Raw genomic sequence first — 22,263 nt, 5'->3', positions numbered from 1 at the left:
CTAAAGAGACGTGGTTCCTCGCGTTGGCGTCGCGAATCCGACAGCCAACGCTACTCGGAAGCGCAATCGGGACTGAAAAACGGTTAGCGGCTACTGACGCACCTACTGAGCGGATCGCAGTTGCGTTAGCGCAATAACAGCCCGTCTCAGTCGCCTTCGGCCGACGAGTGCTCGTTGGCCTGCTGGCGCAGTTCGGGCGCGATTCCGGGAACGTCTTGGGGCTCGACTGCACCCTCGGCCTCGAGTTCCGCGATCGATTTCGGGAACTCACGCAGGCTCATGTGGATCGCGATGCCAGCCTGTGCCCCCTGTCCCATCGCGACGGGGACCTGGTTGTGCCCCGGCGTCAGATCACCGACGGCGTACAGGCCATCGATCGACGTCCGGCCATGATCGTCGACGGCGACCGTGCCGTCGTCGTTCAACTCTGCGCCCAGCGACGTCGCCAGCTCGTTGTGGTACTCCGAGCCGTACATCGCGAAGCCGCCTTTGTACTCGCGAACGGAGCCGTCCTCGAACTCGATCGCCTCGAGCCAGCCATCGTCGCCGTTTTGAATCCCAGCGATCTCCGCTTCGACGATATCGATGGGATGGCCCTCGAGCTGGGTGGCCCGCTCCTCGCTCCAGGTGGGCTCGTCGCCGCGCAACAGGATGTCGACATCGTCGGTGTAGTTGAGCATGATCATCGCGACGATGGCAGCGCTGTCGTCGTGGCCCATCACGTACACCGGCTCGTCGACGAACATGTACGCATCGCAGTGGAGACAGTAGTGGAGGCCGCGACCGGTCCGTGGCAGCGGCGGCTCAGGCCGGCCGTCCGAAAAGCCGGTCGCGAGCACGACGGCCTCGGCGGTGACGGTTTCGTCGCCCGTCTCGAGTTCGAACGCGCCGTCATCGCGGCGGTCGATTTCGGTAACGAACTCCGTCCGGTAGTCCGCACCGTAGGATTCGATCTGCTCGACGGCGGTCTGGAGGAACTCGTTGCCCGATACCGATTCGGGGACGCCGATGACGTTGTGGGTCTCTTGCATCATCGCGGCACGACCGCCACCGCGGTCGAAGACGGCAGTCTCATGTCCGAGTCGCGTCGTATACAGTGCGCTCGTCAAGCCGGCCGGTCCGCCGCCGACGACCGCAACCTCGTAGTCGTGGGATGTGGATGGATCAGTAGACATCGGATTACCTTCTGTCACCCCGTTACCAGTGGGTGATTATAAACACAAGCCAACGCGTTCGTCACTGGGTTACCGATTGGTAACCGCCTGTGGCGGCTGGTACCAGAAACCAGTTCTCACACCAAACTGTAGGCTAATTCTCTTCCTGTTGGAATTCTGGTTGATATGTGACAATTCCATCCACGTTGGCTACCGCTCCTTCGTGTAACGGTTTGACCATGAACCCTTCGTCAGCACCACACTCATTACCGAGTCCATACTCGCTTGCCCGTTCAAAGCCAAAGCGAGAATAGTACTCGGGATCGCCTAGCACGACCACCGCGTCGGCACCGGCCTCACGACACCTCTCTAACCCTTGCTGAATCAGTGATGACCCGACGCCCTCGTTTTGATTTTCCGGTCGGACACCAACCGGTGCGAGCCCAACCAGTTCGACGTTCTCTCCCTGATCGGCTACGGTCGTCGGAGAAAACAGGACGTGGCCCACAATTTGGTTGCCTGCAACTGCTACAAGCGAGACCACAGCCTTGTCAGCATCGTGTAATCGCTGCACAATGCGTGACTCGTCGAGCCATCCATCGAATGCACGTCGATGCACTTCAGAGACGGCAGCAGCATCACTCGCAGTGAAGGGTCGTATTTCCATAACTAATTCTTTGATAGTAGAGAGCGACTCCGTGTCACAAGACGTGATCGGTTTCATTCATTCCTGTGACATCATGATCACTACCCTTTCATTCTGACCCGCGATTTTGGTGTGGTGACTGTGTGCCCTGTATTGAGCACCGTTTTGCCGACATCACCAATAGCTGAGAGAAGTTCCCGTATTAGACTTATCTGTCTACTTATCGACCAATTCACTGTGCAATAGTTGTAGTCAGTACCACGAGACGAATCCACGACACCGTTGTCGATGGCACACAGCAAACAGCACGTAGCAGTAGCGTCACCGGTCCTCGAGAGCGATCTCGATACGTAATCGAAGTCATGGCCGACTGGGGAACGGACTACCTGACGGCTGTAGCAGTTGAAGACAGTTCGATCGCGTAGCCGAACTGGCGATCGGCTGGTGTCCGGGCTTACTCGAGGGTCGCGACCACCAGGAACGTCTCCGGGCGGACAGCCTCGTGCTCGATCGTAAAGCCGTGTTCGCGAAGTGCCGTTGCAGCGTCGTCGGCAGTGTAGCGTTCGTCGACCGGCGGGCCGTGCTCGCCGGAGCCGGTCCCCGCCCAGTCGAGGATGACGAGGCGACCACCGGGTGTGAGGACGCGGCGGATCTCGTCGAGGGAGTCATCACTTGCGAACTCGTGATAGGTCATCGTCGAGAACGCGGCGTCGATGGAGTCGGCGTCGAAGGGCAGATCGCCGACGCCGGTCGTGACGAGGTCGACGTTTTCGGGGGTGCCTTTGTCCCGATAATAGTCGTGCATCTCTTCTTGAAGATCGACCGCGTACACGTCGCCCACGTGTGGGGCGACAACGTCGGTGTAGAATCCGGTACCGCTGCCGAGGTCGGCGACGGTGTCGGTCGCGGCGGGCTCGAGCGCCCACAGCAGTTCTTCGGCTGAGAGGAATCGGTACCGCCGGTCGGCCTGCTCTAGCTTGTCGGCTCGCGAGGAGTCAAACGTATGATGTCCCATTCGTGTGAGATATTGGGGTGTCCAAGAAAAATCTTTTCGACACCGACGCTCGCTCGCTTCGAAACGAGAGACACGGTTGCAACGGACTCATACGGTCTGCTGCACCGATGTCCCGGTGGGACCGCAGTGCGGGTTGCGGTCCCACCGGAAACGACTTGCAGTAGTCCGTATCAACCGCCAACAGGCCATCTTCTACTGATAGTCTCGCTCAGGTGGCTGTCACTGCCACTGGCGTCTCATGCCGATGATATGAGTATAGTATTGTGATCTCTATGAACAACCTTATTGGTGATTAGGTCGTACTATCGACTACGATGACCGATTCGGTGAGCGAATACTTAGACAGAGAACTGCAGTGTATCGACCTCCTCGAGTGCGCCCACGGACTCAAAGAGCTCGATCGAACAGTGTTCAGGCTGCTGGTAACTGCGGACGGGCCGCTGACGGTCGACGACGTCGCTGATGGTATCGGTCGTGATCGGTCGACCGCCTATCGGTCGATTTCCCGGCTGCTCGACACTGGTTTCGTAACCCAAGAACAGCGGAACTACGAGAGCGGCGGCTACTACTACGTCTACCAGGTGCGAGAGCCGGACGCGCTCGCAGCCGACATGCAACGGCTCCTCAACGACTGGTACGCCAGCATGGGTATCCTGATCCAGGAGTTCGAGGACACCTTCGATTCGGCCCCCGACGATGAGCGCGCGCCGGTCCAACGCGACGAGTAAATCGATCACACCCTCGGTCATCGCCGGCCCGCTTCGGATCGATGATAACTGCCGCTCGTCGACGGCGAGCAGCAACGTGCGCTGTATTGTGTCCATCATACAAAACAACTAAGGCGATGTATCCCGTACCGGCGGGTATGACCGACGATCAGACGCTCGAGGAGATTCGGCAACGAAAACTCGAGGAGCTTCGCGACCGCGCAGCGGGCGAGGAGCCCGCGGACTCGACACAGGGGAGTCCGACGGAGCCGATTTCGATCCACGGTGCGGCCGAGCTCGACGACACTGTCGCGGAACACGACGTCGTCCTCGTCGACTTCTATGCCGACTGGTGTGGCCCGTGTCAGATGCTCGAGCCGGTCGTCGAGACGATCGCCGCTGAGACCGATGCGGCCGTCGCGAAGGTTGATATCGACGCCAACCAGCAACTCGCTGCGGAGTACGGTGTCCGTGGCGTCCCGACGCTCGTGCTGTTTTCGGACGGCCAGCCCGCCGAACAGCTCGTCGGCATGCAACAGGAAGCTCAGCTTCGCAGCCTCGTCGGGAAGTACACCTGATCGAGCGGGGCTGTCCGCCGATCCCCGCCCCTGCCCTCCGTAGTCGCTGCGTCAGCAAATCACCACAACACATTTCTTTTCACTCGACAGAACGCCGACCATGGACTCGGACGCCGCCTCTCGAGGGTCACTCTGGGGGCTTGCGACGCTGGCGAGTTTCTGCTGTGTCGGCTCCGGAACCGTCGCTGTCGCCGGCGGGACCGCCGTTGCTGGTGGGGCTGCCGTCGGTGGTCTGAGTAGCGGGATCGTCCAGCTGGCAGTCTCGATCGTTACTCTCGGCCTCATCGGAGTGATCGTTCGCTGGCGCGCTAACTGTTCGAACTGCGAGGCGTGAGCCACGATCGTGAGACGCACCTCGAGCGAGAGATGACAGTGCTGAGACGGCGGTCTACCCGGCCGTCTCAAACGAACCCAGCGAGAGGCTCGAACTGGACCGCCGCGACGAGCACGGCGAGAAAGACGTACGATCCTCGAATGAGTAGCATGGTCGCGAGTTCGGGGCCGGCCCGTCGCGCGATGACCGCAACGGCTGCGAACGCAAGCGCCGCGAGCAACGCTGTAACGGGGAAGAGCTGTCCGATGGCGAGCCCGATGACGGCCACCAGAGCCACGGCCATCAGCCCGTAGGCGACGTCGTAGGCACGATCGGGGCCGACCGCAACCGCGACGGTTCGTTTCTCGATCGAGCGGTCGTACGCGTAGTCCTGTGTATCATCAATCACCTTGATTCCCGAAAGAAGGACGAGGAAGACGACGGCGAACGCGAGCGCGACGGGCGAAATCGTCGTCGCCTGCACGTAGTACCCGCCGAGCAGCGAGAGGGCGATCCCGAGCGGGTAGCCGGAAGTTGCCGTCACGGGGTTCGTATCCAGTTGTGGCGCGTGGTGGTAGGCGATCACCCACGTCGGAGCAACGAGCGCGACCGCGACGGCGTTGACGAGCATGGCGAGGGCGATACAACACAGCGCGACCGTCGCCGTCGACAGTCCGAGTGCGAGCTGACAGCCCCGTTCAGTCAACGGATGCTCGTCGTCCTCGCCTCGAACGTAGAAGTCGACGTAGCCGTCCTTGACGTGGGCCGTGTAGACCGCTGCAAACATCGCGACGACGTGGACCGCTGCGAGCAGCGGCGCGACAGTACCGGCGAGGATCGCTCCAAATAGCGACGCGGCCAGCGGCGGCGTCATGAAGACGGGATGGATCTGCGACCAGAGCGCTCGAGCCGTCGTGCCCATCCCCGTCCCGTCCCTCGCGATGGCCATACTCGAGCGACAACGAACTGTCGTATAATACCCAGGCCGGGCCCGCACGTACTGGAACCGATCAGTCGAAACGCATAGCTTGATGTGATCTGCCGTGCCACGGAACGGCATGACTGACGGCTACACGGGCGCAGACCTCGTCACCGATGCCCTCGAGTCCTACGGCGTCGACTACGTCTTCGGCAACCCGGGAACGACTGAACTCCCGATCGTGAACGCGATCGCCGAGAGCGACCTCGAGTACCGGCTGGGCCTCCACGAGGACATCGCGGTGGGGATGGCCGGCGGCTACGCCCAGCGCCGGCGGTACCATGCCCATCACGACGACTCGATTACGCCCGTCGGCGTAGCGAACCTCCACATCGCGCCCGGGCTGGCCCACGGGCTTGGCAACCTCTACGCAGCGAAGATCGCCGGTGCGCCGCTGGTGGTGACTGCGGGGAATCACAGCACCGACTTCCGCCACGAGGAGCCGATCCTCTCGGGCCGATTGGCCGACATGGCTCGGCAGTTCTGCAAGTGGTCAGACGAAGTCCTCGACGTCGCGGCGCTCCCGACGATGCTCCGACGGGCGTTCCGGGTGGCGATGACGCCCCCGACGGGACCGGTCTTCCTCGCCCTGCCGCTGGACGTGACGATGGCCGAGACCGACGCCAAGCCCGAACGACTCGGCCCGATTCCGAACGCCGGTCGAGGCGATCCGGTACAGCTCGAGCGCGCCGCCGACCTGCTGGTCGAAGCCGACGAGCCGGTACTGGTCGTCGGGGATGGCGTTGCCCGCTCGAGTGCCGACGCTGTTTCCGCGGCAGTTGATCTCGCGGAGGCGACGGGTGCGCGCGTCCACGGCGAAATCCTCTCGAGCGAGGCCGACTTCCCGACTGCCCACGAGCAGTGGGTCTCCTATTTGCCGACCAGCGAGGACCACACCACGACGTTGCTCGACACCGACACGATCTGCTTTGCCGGCGTCTCGACGAACACGACGCTGACCCGCCACGACGAGGCGCTGGTCGACCCCGACACGACCTGCATCCACGTTAGCGACGACGCCTGGCAGGTCGGCAAGAACCAGCCTGCCGATGCAGCCGTGATCGGTGATCCCGGGCTCGTCCTGCAGGACCTCACCGAGCGCGTTCAGGGGCGACTTTCGGATGCTGTCGTCGCCGACCGGCTCGAGGCGATCGACGATGTCAACGCGACGATCGAGGCCACGTTGGGTGATTACGGCGAAGGGGATGGCAACGACCCGCGCGCCTCGAAGGCCCAGCTGGTCGACGCTCTGGAACGCGTCGCGGGCGACGCCGCCATCGTCGACGAGGGCGTCACCTCGAAGTTCGTCATGCTCAACCGGTGGGATTTCGTGCCAGAGCAGTACATCTCGAACAAGGGCGGCGGGCTCGGCTACGGGCTTCCGGCGGCGGTCGGCGCTGCCGTCGCGGAACAACAGCGCGACGATCCCCGTGACGTGGTCGGCTTTATCGGCGACGGCTCCTACCAGTATTATCCTCACTCGATCTACAGCGCCGCGCGCTACGACCTCGATCTGACGGTCGTTATCTCGGACAACCGCACCTATCGCATCCTCAAGGACAACACGCTCGGGCTCATGGGCGGCGAGGAGGACGACTACGAGTTCGTCGGCATGGACTTCGAGCCGGGGGTCGACCTCGTCAAAAACGCCGAGAGCCACGGTGCGCGCGCCGAACAGGTCGAGACGCCCGCCGAGATCGAAGGGGCGCTCGAGGACGCGCTGGCCCGTGACGGGCCGGACGTACTCGACGTGTTGGTCCACGATTGATACGGTCTGCTGTAACGAATTACCGGCGCACCCGCAGGACGGCTCGCGAGTGCGCCGGAACTGACTGACAGGAGTCCGTATGATGCAGTCTGGAGGATATCATAGAACAATTAGCATGGTATTTCTTTCGCCCCAACCGGGCTGAACTATCCGTTCACTACGCGTGCGAACTTACCGCTGCGGGGAGTGATTAGTATCCGCTTGCGCAGCAAGCGGTTCACCGCCGGAGCAGGGTGAAACCCTGCGACGGCGGCCTTTTGGCATCAACGGGTTTTGCCGGGGGTTGAGGCTGGCGTCTGCGACGCCAGCCGATGCCCCCGGGAAAAGAGGTTGCTGTACTTACCGTTGCTGGGTAGTCACAGGGAAAGTGTGGGACTATTCTCTGACATCCTCTCAGTCTGCTGTACCAATTTTCCCGGTGCAACCGTAGGCGAGTCGCAGTCCAACCGAAACTGACTGACAGGAATTCGTATGGTTACGACCGCCAGTACGCCGGCGTCAGGATGACCAGCACGGAGAGGATCTCGAGGCGGCCGATCCACATCAGGAAGACCATGTAGAGTTTCGCGGCGTTGGAGAAGGGCTCGTAGCTGTTCATCGGCCCGACAACGCCGACACCGGGACCGACGTTCCCCAGCGTCGCGATCACGGCGCTCGTCGCCTCGAGCGCCGACAGCGAGAGGTCGGGCGTGCGATAGGAATCGAGGAACAACAGGACGCTCGAAACGACGAACAGCGTCAGGAACAGCGCCATGAAGACGAAGATGCTGTGAATCGTCTCCTCGTCGATGACGTCGCCGACGCCGCCCATTCGAACCGGACGAATCGCCTGTGGGTGGACGAGTTTGAAGAGTTCGCGTCGCATGGACTTCCCGACGACGTACCAGCGAACGATCTTGATCGACCCGGCCGCCGAGCCCGCCGAGCCACCCAGGAACATCGCGAAGAGGAGGATCACCTGCGTCGACTCGCTCCACGTGTTGAAGTCCATGCTGGCGTAGCCAGTCGTCGTCACGATCGCGAGCGTCTGGAAGAGGCCGTGGCGCAGCGACCGCTCGAGGCTCCCCGGAATCGTCGCGACGCCTTCGGGAACCGTCGCGAGGCCGACGCCGAGAAAGAGCAACGCCGAAAGGAGGCCGCCGACGATCCCCATCGACAGCAGATAGGACCGGAACTCGGCGTTGCCGGTCAACCGCTCGAGGTGACCGCGCCAGGCGTACCAGTAGAGCGCGAAGTTCGTCCCGGCGACGACCATGAAGACCATGACTGCCCATTGGACGATCGGTTCGAAGGCCTCGATGCTGCGCCCCTCCGGCGAGAATCCGCCGGTCGGCAGCGACGTGAGCGCGTGTGCGACCGCGTTGTAGAAGGTCATGTTCGGGGCCACTCCTGCGATGTGCAGCCCGTAGTAGACGAGCACAGCGGCGAGCGTAAACCAGGCGTAGATCAGCCACAGCGCCCGCGCGGTCTCTCTGATCCGCGGCGTCAGTTTCTCGACTTCGATCCCCGGCGCTTCCTCGCGGATGATCTGGCTGCCACCGACGGAGAGTTCCGAGAGGATCGCGACCATGAGGACGAGAATCCCCATCCCGCCGAGCCACTGCGTGACCTGTCGCCACAGCATGATCGACCGCGAGTGGGTTTCGACGGAGATGCTCCCCATTACCGTCGCGCCCGTCGTCGTAAAGCCGCTCATACTCTCGAACAGCGCATTGACGGGATCTGCGATCGTTCCCGTGCCCGCGACGAGATACGGGATCGTCCCAACCAGCGGGACGACGAACCACGTCAGCGCGACCAGCAGAAAGGCCTCGCGGTACTCGAGGGTCGGATCGGGCTCGAGCGCCTCGAGCCCTGTCCCGACGGCGACGGCGACGACCAGCGCGACGAGGAAGGGCAGCGGTGACTCCCGGTAGTACAGCGCGACGACAGTCGGAAACAGCAGCGTCAGCGAGAGGTACTTCAGCACCGTTCCGACGAGGCTGCAACTGGATCGAACGTCGACATAAAGCCATTGTGCCATATATTAGCTCTCTTATCGCACCGCGAATCACTCACCAGTAACCGATCGTCGTATCTGCGATAGAGTTGCGGTCTCACAATAAATACTGCGTTCGACCCCTGCCACCGATCCGCCGGGATCGACTCCCGTATCGTGTTCGAGTTTCGGGGGCCGGCTCCACGTCGGCCGAGACGGAAACGCGACCGTTTTATGTGAGTTCGTCACGGGGTGTGGGGTGATGAGACTGCGAGCTGTGACTCGAGGACTGCCGTGGAGGGAGTGCCGTGACCGCTGAACTGGATCTGCTGGTGCAACTCGGTGATTACGACCGGCCACAGGGTGTCGCCGAGCGAGCCGTTCAGGCCGAAGCGTTGGGGTTCGATCGGATCACGGTCGGCGAGACGACTGGCTGGAACATCGTCCCACCGCTGACGCTTGCCGCCGACCGCACCGACGAACTGGGCATCTCGAACGACGTGATCTCGCCGTACGGGCGATCGCCGGCGATGCTCGCTCAGACCGCGCTGACGATGCAAGACGCCGCCGACGGCCGGTTCCGGTTCGGGATCGGCCCGAGTTCGCCGGCGATCACCGAGCGCTGGCACGGCAAGGAGTTCGACCGGCCGCTGCGTCGAACCCGCGAAGTGATCGAGATCATGCGCGGAGTCTACGACGAGGGTACCCCCGCCTACGAGGGCGAGATCTTCGAGATTCCGGGCCTGAACTACGAGCGCGGTCCCCACGAGAACCCGCCATCGATCGACCTCGGCACCCTTGGCCCGAAGGCTACCGAAATGGCCGGCCGCTTCGGCGACGGCTGGACCCCGCAGCTGTTCACGAAAGACGGCCTTCGGGATCGCCTCGCGGACCTCGAACGCGGTGCCGACCTCGCCGGCAAGGACCTCTCGGACCTGCGGGTCGCCCCCATCGTCCGCGGGATGGCGTCCGAAGACCGTGAGAAGGCGCGCGAGAAGGCCCGCAGCACGATCGCGTTCATGCTCGGAGCCTACGGTCCCTACTACGGGAACTCGGTCGCAGAGCAGGGCTACCCCGAGGTCGTCGAGGAGATCCGGGCTGCGTGGGACGAGCGGGATACCGACGCGATGGCCGCCGCGCTCCCTGACGAAGTCCTCGACGAACTGGCCCCCGCGGGCACCCCCGAAGAGGTCCGCGAATGGGTCACAGACTACGCCGAGATCGACGGCGTCGACGCCGTCCGCGTCGGGTTCGTCGACGGGCTGTCCGAGGAGGACAAGCGGACGACGATGGAAGCCGTCGTCGGCCTCGCGTAGCCGATCATCCGGTCTACTGTCACTGTTTACCGGTGCACCCGAAGGACGGTCGCGGTCCCACCGGCAATGACTGATACTGTCGGACAGAAGTCAATACGAAGTCGGTCGCGGATTCGCGGCCGTCTCCACCGGTGACGGCCGCAGCAGCGCGACCGATCTTCACGTCGTTCTGTCCGGCAGTATGACAGTAAACCGTCTGACAGGCACCCAGATCGATCCATCACGAGCGAGTCACACTGTCGCACTGACCGTCGAATTGCGGTCCGTGAGGACATGGCTGCGTGCCTCGATTTGTCGCCATCGACACTGACGCAAGTGCGAGCGATGCCCGAAGTGCTTTGCCCGGCAGTATAAGTACTGTCCAATACCTACCGGTGGTATGATTCCACTCCTCCGTTCTCCCGAGAACCTCACTGCGTTCGGCGAGTCGGCGTCCGACGGCGTCGACACGGCGATGAAGCTGTTAGCACATCGCTACCGTCGCTCAGTGTTGCAATATCTCGAGGACAGCGACGGTTCGGCCACGCTGACGGAACTCGCCGTCGAAATCGCGACCCAGGACGCGGCGACGGAGCCGAACGCGATTTCGGATCACGGTGACGTCTCCGCGCGGGAGCGACGGACTGCTCGCATCTCATTGCACCACACCCACATTCCGAAGTTAGCCGCCGCGGACGTGATCGACTACGAGTCCGAAACCGAGACGGTCACACTCCGCGAGCGCGGTCAGACGCTGCTCGAGCGGGACGACGCCATCCGCGGACTGGGTAACGTCGAGTAGCCGGATCCGTGTCGCGGTAACGACGGCTTACGGCTCGATCACGAGTTTGCCGAGGAAACTCTCGTCCATGACGGCGCGTTGTGCATCGGCGGCCTCCTCGAGGTCGTAGGTCCGTGCCACGTCGATCGAAAGCGCACCCGTGTTCATGAGGTGGGCAACGCCCCGCAGCGGGACGCGCAGGTCCGGCGTGTTGAACATACTCATGAACTGGTAGGAAACGTCTTTCGAGCGGGCGGCCCCGTCGTTCGTAAAGCCGGGATCCGGACTGTTCTCGCCGATGCCGACGACGCGGGCACCCGTCGCGGCCACGTCCGCGTCGAACTGCAGGTAGTCGTCCAGCCGATGGTCGAGCACCGCGTCGACGCCGCCGTCGGAGGCCGCGAGCACGGCGTCGGCCAGATCGTCGCGGCCGTAGTCCAGGACCGTTTCGGCGCCGTAGTCGGCGAGCGCGTCGTGGTACTCTTCGGCGGCCGTCGTGATCACGCGCGCGTTCACGGCGGCCCCGATCTGGACGGCCGTGTGGCCGACACCGCCCGAGCCCCCGTGGATCAGACAGTACTCGGCAGGCTCGAGGCCGGCGTGGTCGATCAGCGCACGCCAGGCGGTGACGGCGACGACGCCTGCCCCGCCGGCTTCAGTCAGGTCTGTGCCGTCGGGGAGGTGGACGACGCGATCGGTTGGGATCGTCGCGTACTCGGCGTAGGATCCCTGAAATCCGCCGTTTCCGATACCGGTCCCGTAGACGCGGTCGCCTTCGGCGAAGCCATCGACAGCGTCCCCGACTGCGGTAACGACGCCAGAGACGTCGACACCGGGTGTGAAGGGCACATCGACCGGCTCGTACGACCCGTCCCGGAAGTAGGTGTCGACGGGATTGACGCCCGCGGCGGCGACCTCGACGACGAGTTCGTTCGCGGCCGGCTCGGGCCGATCGATCTCATCTACCTGCAGTACATCCGCATCGCCGTGTTCGTGAAGACGGACAGCGCGCATATCTTGGCTGACGTCACGGGTGCGTATAATGGTACACGAGACGGCAGTCCGAGCTATCGAACTGCTCGAGTCGCGTCGTCGATAATCTCGAGGGCCGCTTTCAGTTCCTCGGTCCCGGTCGCATAGGAGAGTCGCGCGTAGCCGGCGCCGTTCTCGCCGAAGGCATCGCCGGGGACGACGACGACGCCCCGATCGAGCACTTCCTCACACCAGCCCTCGGGGACCTTCGGCATCGCGTAGAAGGCCCCTTCGGGGGTGGGAACCTCGAGGCCGGCGTCGGTAAGCCCGTCGAGCACGAGGTCACGGCGCTGTTCGAAGGTCTCGACCATCTCCTCGACTGGCTCCTGGGGCCCCGTCAGGGCGGCCTCGGCGGCGTACTGGGCTGGCGCGGAGGCACAGGCCTGGCCGTACTGGTGGACCCGGAGCATGCGCTCGATGCGGCGGTTCGAGGCAACGACCCAGCCGAGCCGCCAGCCAGTCATCGAGTAGGTCTTCGAGCAGGCGCTGATGGCGACGACGTTGTCCGTCTCGGCGAACTTCAGCGGCGAGTGGTGTTCGCCGTCGAAGACGATGTGTTCGTAGACCTCGTCGGAGATGCAGAGTACGTCGTATTCGTCGGCAATGCGGGCGAACTCGCGCATGTCTGCCTCGCTCTGGACGGCCCCCGTTGGATTCGCGGGGCTGTTGACGACGAACGCTGCTGTCTCGTCGGTGATCGCCTCCTCGACCGTCGCAGGATCGAGCGTCAGGTCCTCGCGCAGCCCGACCGGCTTCGGCGTCCCGTCGGCGATGTGGGTCAGCGCGTCGTAGGAGACGAAGCCGGGATCGGGAAAGATGACTTCCTCGCCGGGATCGACGTGGGCCTGCAGCGTGATATGGAGCGCTTCGCTACCGCCCGCAGTCGCGATCACGTCGTTAGGATCGATCTCGAGGCCGTAGTCGCGGTCGTACTTCGCTGCGATCGCCTCCCGAAGCTGCTGTGTACCCTTGTTCGAGGTGTAGGCGTCTGCCCGCCCGGATTCGATGGCCTCGATCGCCCCGCGGCGAGCGTGGGCAGGCGTCGGGAAGTCCGGCTGGCCGAGGCCGAGGTTGATCGCGTCCTCGCCGGCGGCCTCGAACACCTTCCGGATGCCACTGATTGACACCTGCTCGACTCGAGCTGCGAAGTCAGTCATGGCTAAACGGGGGTGTTCGACCCCGATAACTCTTGATGTCTCGTCAACGTTGGATCGATCAGCGCTCGCTGGCGTGGGACTCGAGATATTATTGCTATAGTTACATTTTCCGCCGACGACTCTTGATTGGGGACGAGGTTCAACTATTCATCTATATGATAGAATACACCACAAGGGATATGCCAGTCGTAGCGAATCACACGGATAATGACCTTCTCTCGACGATCGGTACTCGCCGCGGGCGCGACGGGGTCGCTCGCGCTGACGGCTGGCTGTCTTGACGTCGTACTCGGCAACGGGCCACTCGAGTTCGATGCCGGCCGTGTCGCCCCAACCGACGAAGCGGTGGCGACGGCCGGCTACCAGGAGCGCGACGTCAGCGACGAGACGATCGAGCGGACGGTCGAACTCCCCGGCGGCGTCGAACGCGAGGTTCGAGCAACGATCTGGCAATCGACCTATACGAAAGCCGTCGACTACGCTGGCCAGACGCGTGAGGGGGCTGCCTTCGCCGGCGTCTCGATCCCTGGCATGCAAGTCGCGGGGCAATCACTCAATCCGCTTGGCGAACTCTCGAACACGGAACTCCTCGAGCGATTCCGGGGGCAACTCCCCACCGATCACGGTGAGCTCTCTGGTCTCACGCACGAGGAGTCGTTCGGCCTCGAGATCCTCGGCGACGGCCGCACCGTCGACCTGTTCGTCGGGACAACCGACCTCGAGGGCGAGACGATCGAGATCGAGCTCAAGCTGACGTCGTTCGACCACGAGGGAGACCTGCTCGTCTTACTCGGCACCTATCCGAAGCTGCTCACTGCCGAGTCGGCAAACGTCGAGGAACTCATGGAGTCGGCCGAGCACCCGATCTCGAGCTAACTCGTCGGCGACAGTCACGTTGCAGTGTACACGATTGGGAATGTCCAGAAATGGTTTAGGCGCTGCCAGCCCACGCGTTACGTATGGCAGACACGTTCGTCGTCATCGGCGGTGACGCAGCAGGAATGAGCGCTGCGAGCAAGGCGAAACGCGAGAACCCGGAGCTGGAGGTAATCGTCTTCGAGAAAGGTGACTGGGTCTCGTATGCCGCCTGTGGGATGCCCTACTACGTCAAAGGAGACGTCGACGACCTAGACGACCTCGTCACGATCACGGCCGACGAGTTCCGCGACGAACGGGACGTCGACCTGCGGACAGGAGCGGAAGTCGTCGACATCGACCCCGACGCACAGACGGTGACGGTCGAAAGCGACGAGGAAACCTACGAACAGTCCTACGACGATCTCCTCGTCGCGACCGGCGCGAACGCGATCAAACCGCCCTTCGAGGGGCTCGACCTCGAGGGCGTCTTCACCATCCACAACATGGACGAAGCCGACGCCATCGAGGACTACGTCACCGAGCGCGACCTCGAGACGGCCGCGATCGTCGGCGGCGGCTACGTCGGGATCGAGATGGCCGAGGCGCTGTCGGAACACGGCATCGACGTCGATCTCTACGAGATGCTGCCCCACGTCCTTCAGCCGTTCGGCGAACCCGTCGCCGAAATCGTCGAAGACCATCTGCGCGAGCAAGGTGTCAACCTCCACCTCGAGACGGCGGTGTCGGGCTTTGACGGTGACGAGCGCGTCGAAAGCGTCGCACTCGAGGAGGAGACCGTCCCCGCCGACGTCGTGATCGTCGGTGTCGGCGTCGCACCGAACGTCGAACTCGCCGAGGCAGCCGGCATCGAGCTGGGGCCGACCGGGGCCGTCGCGACTGACGAGTACGGCCGGACGAACTACGAGAACGTCTACGCGGCGGGAGACTGTGCTGAGGCGCGCCACGTCGTGACCGGCGAGCCGGACCACGTCCCGCTTGCCCTGACCGCGAACCGTGCGGGCCGGGCGATCGGCCAGACGATCACCGGCGATCCCACGCCGACCGGCGAGATCGCGGGTACAGCCATCGTCAAGGCGTTCGAACTCGGGGCCGCCCGGACGGGACTGACTGACGAGGAGCAAGCCGAAGAGGCCGGCTTCGATCCGGTCTCGGTCACGATTTCGGCGGCAACACGCGCCCACTACTACCCGGAGAGTGAGGAACTCTCCGTCACGCTGCTTGCCGACCGCGAGAGCGGCAGGCTACTCGGCGGCAGCGTCGTCGGCCGTGAGGGCGCAAAACGGATCGATACGGTCGCGACGGCGCTTCACGCCGGGATGACCGTCACCGAACTCCAGAACGCGGATCTGGCGTACGCCCCGCCGTTTAGCCCCGTCTGGGATCCGGTCTTGACCGCGGCAAAGGTCCTCTCAGGCAAACTCGAGTAACGACGGTTCTCCCGGTTTTCGGTTCGAAGCTGCGCCGAGTTCGTCCCGGCTACGTTCTGCCCGCGCTGGAATCCGGGAAACGCTTAACTCTAAACTGTTCATATCCGTGACCATGGAGACTAATATCGGTTCGGTGGACCGGCTCGTACGGCTCGTCGGTGGTGCGATTCTCGTCGCCATCGGCGTTGCGTCGATTGCGCATATCCTCCCTGCCGGGACGATCATGGGTGTGATCGCGACGCTGGTCGGACTCGTCTTCTTCGGGACCGGGCTGACCCGGTTCTGTCTGTTCTACCAGCTGCTGGGCGTCGATACGTGTAACGCACCCTGATTGGCGTCGGCCCGGGACCGATCCGTTTTACTCACGCCGTCAGCCGTCGTCCCCAGTATTTCACAAGTGGCCCAAGATTATTGTCCACTGACTGCGTAGCCGTCCGCAATGGAATCGAACGAACCGGCGTCGAACGATGTCGTAGCTCTCTGTCCGACTGACGGACGATCACGACGGGGGACGACCGATGTCTGAGAACGTAACGATGACTCCAACTGAGCTCCGAACCGACATCCCTGCCCTCCAGGACGGCGTCTACCTCAACTACGGCGCACACGGCCCGAGCCCGAAATACGTCGTCAACGCTGCCGACGAGTTCGTCCGAACACACGAGTACGAGTCGCCGATCGCGGACGATCCGTACGAGACCGCCTTCGAGGCGTTCGACCGCACGCGAGAGACGGTCGCGTCGTTTATCGGTGCCGAGCCCGACGAGATCGCGCTCACGGAGAGCACGACCGGCGGGATCAACGCGTTCGCCAACGCGATCGACTGGCAGCCCGGCGACGTCGTCGTCCGCACCGACCTCGAGCATCCCGCGGGCATCCTCCCGTGGCAGCGCCTCGAGCGGGAGGGCGTCGAGGTTCGCGTCGTCGAAACCGAGGCTGGGCGGATCGACCTCGAGCAGTTCGCCGAGGCCGTCGCGGACGCCAGACTCGCCTGTTTCAGCGCGCTTACGTGGACCCACGGGACGCAACTCCCGGTTGCGGAGCTGGTCGACATCGCCCACGACGCCGGCGCGCTCGCGCTCGTCGATGCGGTCCAGGTGCCCGGACAGCTGCCGATGGACGTCGGCGAGTGGGGGGCCGACGCCGTCGCCGCTGCCGGCCACAAGTGGCTGCTCGGACTCTGGGGTGGGGGCTTCCTCTACGTCGACCGAGCCGTCGCTGCGGGCCTCGAGCCCCGTGCTGTTGGCTATCGAAGCGTCGAAGACGCAAACGCCGACCCCTACGAGTACGCGGCCGGTGCGCGACGGCTCGAGGTCGGCTCGGCGAACCCGGCACCTCACGTCGCGCTCAAAGAGGCGATCGGCGTGATCTCCGAGGTCGGGATCGACAGCATCGAAGACCGGGTGCGTCGCCTCGCGAGTCGGCTCGCCGACGGCGTTCCCGACGATCGGCTCTATAGCCCGTCGACGCCGGAGTCAGGGCTGGTGACGATCGACGTTGCGGATCCGACGGCGACAGTCGAACGGCTGGCTGCGGAGGGCATCATCGTTCGTGAACTGCCGTCTCCGGACGCGATCCGGGCGTCCGTTCACGCGGTTAACACGACAACAGAGGTCGATCGGCTGCTCGAGGCGCTGGACGAAGACTGGTGACGGAATCGTCGCGCCAGCTCACTCGAGGGAGACGTCACCGTCGTCGGTGACGACGACCTCGTAGCCGCGGTAGGAAAATCGCACTTCGAACGTCCGGTCGGCGTCGTCCGTGCCGTGTTCGATCAGTTCGTTCAACGCGTCGGGATCGACGACATCGGCTAACGGTGGTGTCATCGAGGTTGGGTCGACACCGTCCGCTTCGGCGATCAGTTCGATGATGCGCGGTACGACCGGCGACGAACGATGAGTCGTGTGGAGGGTCATTGAGAGCGAGTAAACACAGTGATCGGGAGTTGTTTTGGCGGGCTAGACCAACAGCTGGATGTCCGATTCGGCCATGTGCTGGAGGGCGGTCGCTGCGCCGACGCCGGTGGTGACGCCGTCGTAGAAGTCGTCCTCGTCGTACTCCATCAGCTCGATGGTCATCTGACAGGCCTGCAGGTCGACGCCCTGATCGAGGGACAGTTCGATCAGTTCCTCGATAGTTGCGGTGCCGTTCTCGTCGATCCGCTTTTCCATCATCCGCGTTGCCATCCGGTCCATGCCGGGGAGGGCAGCGAGGGCGTTTGGCATCGGCATATTGGGGTTGCCGACCGCACTGAGCTTGAGGTCCGAGGACTTCTCCTTGTGGAGGATGTCGAGTCCCCAGAACGTGTGGAAGACGACCACGTCCCAGCCGAATGCGGCCGCAGTGCTCGCGAGGATCAGCGGCGGGTACGCCATGTCGAACGTCCCCTGGGTCGCGACGATCGTCATCTTCTTCTGGCCGTCGCCGACCTCGGTCTCGAGGGAAGCGACTTGCTCCTCGAGTTCTTCGATCCGCTCCTGGAGGGCTTCCTCGCTCATCGGCTCGCTGTCAGCTCCCGCCGAGGGTGTATCCGTACTCATGCTATGCCGTCTTCTCGACGTAGTGTTTGTAGACGTCGCCGTCCTCGACCTGCTCTAAGAGTTCGACGCCGTCCGTCCCGGCTGCCCAGCCTTTGAGGTCGCTCATACTGCCCGAGTCCGTTGCGACTACCTCGAGGACCTCGCCCTCAGCGAGGTCGTCGATGGCGGACTTCGTTTTGACGACCGGCATTGGACACGATGCACCTTTGACGTCGAGCGTCTCCGTGATATCGAATGCTTCACTCATGGTCGGGTACTCCGTGATTTGTATTGGAGTTACTCCACAATATTGGGCCGAGGGTTAAAAGATTGCCGGTTCTTGCACCGGTTGCAAACAACTGCTGGCCTGAAACGACACAAATATCTCCTGTAGTATCCCTCTAACCGGCGTCGGCCAGCAGCCTCCAGTCGAAAACCATCCAATATTGTACAAACAGGGAACTACTATGCAAACTCTTATATGCTATCGACCGATACCTGTGAGTACACGATATGAACGCCGACGATTTCCCGACTCCGGATGCCGATGTTGCGGCGGTGACTCCGGAGACATTGAAAAGTCGTATCGACGCAGGTGAGGAGGTGACGCTCCTCGACGTGCGTGCCCACTCGGAGTACGAGGAGTGGCACATCGACGGCGACAGCGTCGAGTCGATCAACATCCCCTACTTCGAGTTCCTCGAGGACGAGATNCTCGGAGTACGAGGAGTGGCACATCGACGGCGACAGCGTCGAGTCGATCAACATCCCCTACTTCGAGTTCCTCGAGGACGAGATCGACGAGGACGTGCTCGCCAAGATCCCCGACGACCGCGAAGTGACGGTCCTCTGTGCCAAGGGTGGCTCGAGCGAGTTCGTCGCGGGCACGTTGAAAGACCGTGGCTACGATGCGAACCAGCTCGAGGACGGGATGAACGGCTGGGCGCGGATCTACGAGCGCGTCGAAGTCTCGGAGTACGACGGCGCGGGGACGCTCTACCAGTATCAGCGACCGTCCTCGGGCTGTCTGGGCTACCTCGTCGTCGACGGCGACGAGGCCGCAGTCATCGATCCGTTGCGCGCGTTCACGGATCGCTATCTCACCGACGCTGACGAACTTGGCGTCGACCTGCAGTACGCGATCGACACGCACATCCACGCCGATCACATCTCGGGTGTGCGCGCACTCGATGCCGTCGGCGTCGAGGGCGTCATTCCCGAGGCATCCGTCGACCGTGGCGTCACCTACGCCGACGAGATGACGCTGGCCGAGGATGGCGACGAATTCCAGGTCGGCGACGCCACGATCGAGACGGTCTCCACGCCCGGCCACACCTCTGGCATGACCTCGTACCTGATCGACGACTCGCTGCTGGCGACCGGCGACGGCCTGTTCATCGAAAGCGTCGCCCGTCCTGACCTCGAGGAAGGTGACGACGGCGCACCAGAGGCCGCGGCCCAGCTCTACGAGAGTCTGCAGGAGCGTGTCCTCTCGCTGCCCGACGACACGCTCATCGGTGGCGCACACTTCAGCGACGCCGCCGAGCCCGCCGACGACGGCACCTACACCGCGCCGATCGGCCAGCTCAAAGCGGAGATGGACGCGCTCACGATGGACAAAGATGAGTTCGTCGAGCTCATCCTCTCGGATATGCCACCACGACCGGCCAACTACGAGGATATCATTCCCACCAATCTCGGCCAGCAGGAGGCCGACGACGACGAAGCATTCGAACTCGAGCTCGGCCCGAACAACTGTGCTGCCAGCCAGGAATCGCTCGCGGGTGACTAATAATTTATATGGTAGCAGATCCAGTCCCTCTCCAGTTGGCTGCTGAACTGTTCCCGAACGGGATCAGTCGGTACGCCATCGGCGGGCTCTTCGTCGGTCTCGGCACGGTCGTCATCTATCTCGGGACCGGCATCCCCGCCGGTGCGAGTACGTTCCTCGAGTCGACGCTGTCGTACGTCTCCGGACAGTCCCGCTTCCAGCGGTACGTCTCGTCCCGTGACTGGCGGCTCGTGTTTACGCTCGGCATCATCTTGGGTGCGTTGGCGTTCTCGGCGACGGTCCAATCCGGGATGATTACGACTTCGCTCTACCAGCCCGGGACGACCGGCCAACTGTACGAGGTTGGCGGTCTGACGCTCTGGTCGACTGACGTCCAGCCGTGGCGGCTGCTCGTCGGTGGCATCTTCGTCGGTATCGGGACACGCATCGGGAAGGGCTGTACGTCCGGACACGGCGTCTGTGGCGTCGGTTCCGCATCGAAAACGTCAATTACAGGTGTAATCACGTTCATGATCGTCGCAATCCTGACTGCACAGATCGTCGCCGCACTGGGGGTGAGTCCGTAATGTCGGACCGCCATCCCCTCTTCATGCCGCTGATCCTTGTCGGCGGCCTGATCTTCGGCTTCGGACTCGGATTCAGCCACATGGCCCGTCCCGAAGTGGTGCTGAACTTCCTCCAGTTCGACGACTTCGGGCTGGTGTTCGTGATGTTCGGTGCTGCGATCGTTACCGGGGTGACGTTCTTCCTCGCTCCGCGACTGCTCGGTCGGGCACCGCTGACCGGCGACCAGTTCGAACGACGCCTGAAACCGTTCGATCGCAACGTCCTGATTGGCGGGTCGATCTTCGGCGTTGGCTGGGGGCTCTCGGGCATCTGTCCGGGTGCCGCCTACGCCAGCCTCGGCATCGGCAACGTCACCATCCTCTGGGCGCTCGCCGGGATGTTCCTCGGTGCGTACCTGCAGGGTCGGTGGCGAAGCCAGACCGCCAGTGCTGACTCCGTGACTGCAGGTGCGGACTAAGCCGCTCTTTTCGATCCGCTAATGGACCTCACTCTCGTTTTGCTGTTCGTCACTGCCGGGTTCGCGAGTCTGTTTATGGCGTGGGTCATCGGCGCTGGCTCGAGCGGCGCGACGCCGTTTGCACCCGCCGTCGGTGCCAACACCATCTCGACGATGCGGGCCGCGTTCGTCGTCGGAATCTTCGGCTTTGCCGGCGCTGTCACACAAGGCGCAAACGTCTCGGAGGCGATCGGTCGCGGCCTTATCGGCGGTGTGAGTCTCCCAGCCGGCGGGGTTATCGCCGTCTTACTGATCGGTGCCGGCCTCATGGCGATCGGTATTCGAACTGGCTATCCGATCGCGACGGCGTTTACCGTGACTGGCTCCGTGATCGGCGTCGGGCTCGCACTCGGCGGGACACCAGTCTGGTCGAAGTACCAACAGATCGGTATCGTCTGGGTGCTGACGCCGTTCATCGGCGGCTTCATCGCGTACGGGATCGCGAGTATCCTCCCACGGGCCGACGTGCCGGAGCGATTCAGTATCGCCGTGCTCGCGGGCCTCGTCGGTGGCGTCCTCGCGAACGTCGAATTTTCGTTTCTCGGCCCCGCTGGCTCGACCGGAACGGTTTCCAGCACCGTTCAGGAGTTCGTCGGCCTCGAGAGCGTCGGTGCCGCGATCGGCGTCTCGCTGGCGGTAGCGCTCGCGATTGCAGGGCTCGTCTACTGGGACGTCCGACGGGACATGGCCGGCGGGCTCAGGCGGGTGCTGTTGACACTCGGCTCGCTCGTCGCGTTCTCGGCCGGCGGCAGCCAGGTCGGGCTCGCAGTCGGGCCGTTGTTGCCCTTGCTCGATGACCTCGAGGGGGTCTCGACGATGGCCATCCTCGTCGGTGGCGGGGCCGGCATCCTCGTCGGCTCGTGGACTGGTGCGCCGCGCATGATCAAGTCGCTCGCACAGGACTACTCGTCGCTGGGGCCGCGTCGCTCGATCGCGGCGCTCGTCCCATCGTTTCTCATCGCGCAGGTCGCGATCCTGCTTGGCGTCCCAGTCTCGTTCAACGAGATCGTCGTCAGCGCGATCATCGGCAGCGGCGCGGCGGTCGGTGGCAGGGATGCGATCAGCCCGCGGAAGATCCTGCTGACGATCGGCGCGTGGATCGCGTCGTTCGCCCTCGCGCTCGTGCTCGGCTACGGCGTGGTCGTCGTGGTCCCAACGATGTGACCGGCAACGATCCGTG

At 63.4% G+C, this 22,263-nt stretch carries 23 protein-coding genes and 1 pseudogene; 14 read left to right on the top strand and 10 right to left on the bottom strand.

Annotated features, from left to right (window positions below):
• Positions 1-146: 146 nt before the first annotated feature.
• The 3 genes from C476_RS10395 to C476_RS10385 form a co-directional block, all read right to left on the bottom strand.
• Positions 147-1,175: an NAD(P)/FAD-dependent oxidoreductase gene (locus C476_RS10395; protein WP_008012602.1), complete on the bottom strand. Its 1,029-nt coding sequence runs from the start codon at positions 1,173-1,175 to the stop codon at positions 147-149.
• Between the two features lie 133 nt (positions 1,176-1,308).
• Positions 1,309-1,821 carry a GNAT family N-acetyltransferase gene (locus tag C476_RS10390; RefSeq protein ID WP_008012600.1) on the bottom strand — a complete coding sequence of 171 codons (513 nt, stop codon included), beginning with the start codon at positions 1,819-1,821 and terminating at the stop codon, positions 1,309-1,311.
• Between the two features lie 433 nt (positions 1,822-2,254).
• On the bottom strand, positions 2,255-2,815 hold the full coding sequence (locus C476_RS10385) for a class I SAM-dependent methyltransferase (protein ID WP_008012599.1): 561 nt from the start codon (positions 2,813-2,815) through the stop codon (positions 2,255-2,257).
• A gap of 314 nt (positions 2,816-3,129) precedes the next feature.
• On the opposite strand from C476_RS10385, the gene C476_RS10380 reads away from it, so the two are divergent.
• The 3 genes from C476_RS10380 to C476_RS10370 all read left to right on the top strand — a co-directional run bounded on the left by C476_RS10380 (position 3,130) and on the right by C476_RS10370 (position 4,434).
• Positions 3,130-3,543 carry a helix-turn-helix domain-containing protein gene (locus C476_RS10380; RefSeq protein ID WP_008012596.1) on the top strand — a complete coding sequence of 138 codons (414 nt, stop codon included), beginning with the start codon at positions 3,130-3,132 and terminating at the stop codon, positions 3,541-3,543.
• 137 nt (positions 3,544-3,680) lie between these two features.
• On the top strand, positions 3,681-4,100 hold the full coding sequence (gene trxA, locus C476_RS10375; RefSeq protein ID WP_008012594.1) for a thioredoxin: 420 nt from the start codon (positions 3,681-3,683) through the stop codon (positions 4,098-4,100).
• Between the two features lie 100 nt (positions 4,101-4,200).
• A complete protein-coding gene (locus C476_RS10370) occupies positions 4,201-4,434 on the top strand; it encodes a hypothetical protein (protein WP_008012593.1) in 234 nt (77 codons plus the stop codon).
• A 67-nt stretch (positions 4,435-4,501) separates the two neighbouring features.
• On the opposite strand, the gene C476_RS10365 is transcribed toward C476_RS10370, so the two are convergent.
• On the bottom strand, positions 4,502-5,362 hold the full coding sequence (locus C476_RS10365; protein WP_049911724.1) for a UbiA family prenyltransferase: 861 nt from the start codon (positions 5,360-5,362) through the stop codon (positions 4,502-4,504).
• A gap of 109 nt (positions 5,363-5,471) precedes the next feature.
• Between C476_RS10365 and C476_RS10360 the strand changes: the two genes are divergently transcribed.
• Positions 5,472-7,160, top strand: coding sequence for a thiamine pyrophosphate-binding protein (locus C476_RS10360; protein WP_008012589.1), 1,689 nt, complete (start codon positions 5,472-5,474; stop codon positions 7,158-7,160).
• Positions 7,161-7,635: 475 nt separating this feature from the next.
• Here the strand turns inward: C476_RS10360 and C476_RS10355 are convergent, their stop codons facing one another.
• Positions 7,636-9,183: a TrkH family potassium uptake protein gene (locus tag C476_RS10355; protein ID WP_008012587.1), complete on the bottom strand. Its 1,548-nt coding sequence runs from the start codon at positions 9,181-9,183 to the stop codon at positions 7,636-7,638.
• A 263-nt stretch (positions 9,184-9,446) separates the two neighbouring features.
• Between C476_RS10355 and C476_RS10350 the strand changes: the two genes are divergently transcribed.
• On the top strand, positions 9,447-10,454 hold the full coding sequence (locus tag C476_RS10350) for a TIGR04024 family LLM class F420-dependent oxidoreductase (RefSeq protein WP_008012586.1): 1,008 nt from the start codon (positions 9,447-9,449) through the stop codon (positions 10,452-10,454).
• A gap of 379 nt (positions 10,455-10,833) precedes the next feature.
• Positions 10,834-11,235, top strand: coding sequence for a DUF7344 domain-containing protein (locus C476_RS10345; protein WP_008012584.1), 402 nt, complete (start codon positions 10,834-10,836; stop codon positions 11,233-11,235).
• Positions 11,236-11,262: 27 nt separating this feature from the next.
• On the opposite strand, the gene C476_RS10340 is transcribed toward C476_RS10345, so the two are convergent.
• Positions 11,263-12,228, bottom strand: coding sequence for an NADPH:quinone reductase (locus tag C476_RS10340; RefSeq protein WP_008012582.1), 966 nt, complete (start codon positions 12,226-12,228; stop codon positions 11,263-11,265).
• A gap of 53 nt (positions 12,229-12,281) precedes the next feature.
• On the bottom strand, positions 12,282-13,403 hold the full coding sequence (locus C476_RS10335; protein WP_008012581.1) for a pyridoxal phosphate-dependent aminotransferase: 1,122 nt from the start codon (positions 13,401-13,403) through the stop codon (positions 12,282-12,284).
• Between the two features lie 207 nt (positions 13,404-13,610).
• Here C476_RS10335 and C476_RS10330 point away from each other — a divergent pair, with 207 nt between their 5' ends.
• The 4 genes from C476_RS10330 (at position 13,611) to C476_RS10315 (ending at position 17,361) form a co-directional block, all read left to right on the top strand.
• Positions 13,611-14,279, top strand: a complete 669-nt coding sequence (locus C476_RS10330; protein ID WP_008012579.1) for a DUF6517 family protein — start codon at positions 13,611-13,613, stop codon at positions 14,277-14,279.
• Positions 14,280-14,362: 83 nt separating this feature from the next.
• Entirely contained in the window at positions 14,363-15,709 is a 1,347-nt protein-coding gene (locus tag C476_RS10325) for an FAD-dependent oxidoreductase (RefSeq protein WP_008012577.1), read from the top strand.
• A gap of 112 nt (positions 15,710-15,821) precedes the next feature.
• On the top strand, positions 15,822-16,040 hold the full coding sequence (locus C476_RS10320; protein ID WP_049911721.1) for a YgaP family membrane protein: 219 nt from the start codon (positions 15,822-15,824) through the stop codon (positions 16,038-16,040).
• A gap of 187 nt (positions 16,041-16,227) precedes the next feature.
• A complete protein-coding gene (locus tag C476_RS10315; RefSeq protein WP_008012573.1) occupies positions 16,228-17,361 on the top strand; it encodes an aminotransferase class V-fold PLP-dependent enzyme in 1,134 nt (377 codons plus the stop codon).
• A gap of 18 nt (positions 17,362-17,379) precedes the next feature.
• Here the strand turns inward: C476_RS10315 and C476_RS10310 are convergent, their stop codons facing one another.
• From C476_RS10310 to C476_RS10300, 3 genes are read right to left on the bottom strand one after another with little or no spacing between them, the layout of a single operon-like run.
• The gene (locus tag C476_RS10310) at positions 17,380-17,625 is read right to left on the bottom strand and encodes a HalOD1 output domain-containing protein (protein WP_008012572.1); all 246 of its coding nucleotides are present in this window, start codon (positions 17,623-17,625) and stop codon (positions 17,380-17,382) included.
• Between the two features lie 42 nt (positions 17,626-17,667).
• Entirely contained in the window at positions 17,668-18,249 is a 582-nt protein-coding gene (locus tag C476_RS10305; protein WP_008012570.1) for a DsrE/DsrF/DrsH-like family protein, read from the bottom strand.
• A 1-nt stretch (position 18,250) separates the two neighbouring features.
• Positions 18,251-18,496 carry a sulfurtransferase TusA family protein gene (locus tag C476_RS10300; RefSeq protein WP_008012568.1) on the bottom strand — a complete coding sequence of 82 codons (246 nt, stop codon included), beginning with the start codon at positions 18,494-18,496 and terminating at the stop codon, positions 18,251-18,253.
• Positions 18,497-18,741: 245 nt separating this feature from the next.
• Here C476_RS10300 and C476_RS10295 point away from each other — a divergent pair.
• The 4 genes and pseudogenes from C476_RS10295 (at position 18,742) to C476_RS10280 (ending at position 22,247) form a co-directional block, all read left to right on the top strand.
• Positions 18,742-20,020: pseudogene (locus C476_RS10295) on the top strand (MBL fold metallo-hydrolase).
• Between the two features lie 8 nt (positions 20,021-20,028).
• A complete protein-coding gene (locus C476_RS10290) occupies positions 20,029-20,586 on the top strand; it encodes a YeeE/YedE family protein (protein ID WP_008012562.1) in 558 nt (185 codons plus the stop codon).
• Complete coding sequence (locus C476_RS10285) at positions 20,586-21,044, top strand: YeeE/YedE family protein (RefSeq protein WP_008012561.1); 459 nt, start codon at positions 20,586-20,588, stop codon at positions 21,042-21,044. Before C476_RS10290 ends, C476_RS10285 begins: the two co-directional genes overlap by 1 nt.
• A 21-nt stretch (positions 21,045-21,065) precedes the next feature.
• Entirely contained in the window at positions 21,066-22,247 is a 1,182-nt protein-coding gene (locus tag C476_RS10280; RefSeq protein WP_008012559.1) for an inorganic phosphate transporter, read from the top strand.
• Positions 22,248-22,263 lie beyond the last annotated feature (16 nt).

Origin of the sequence: Natrinema limicola JCM 13563, from assembly GCF_000337475.1 — an archaeon.
GTDB classification, from domain to species: Archaea; Halobacteriota; Halobacteria; order Halobacteriales; family Natrialbaceae; genus Natrinema; species Natrinema limicola.
This window is presented reverse-complemented; position numbering and strand designations above follow the sequence as displayed.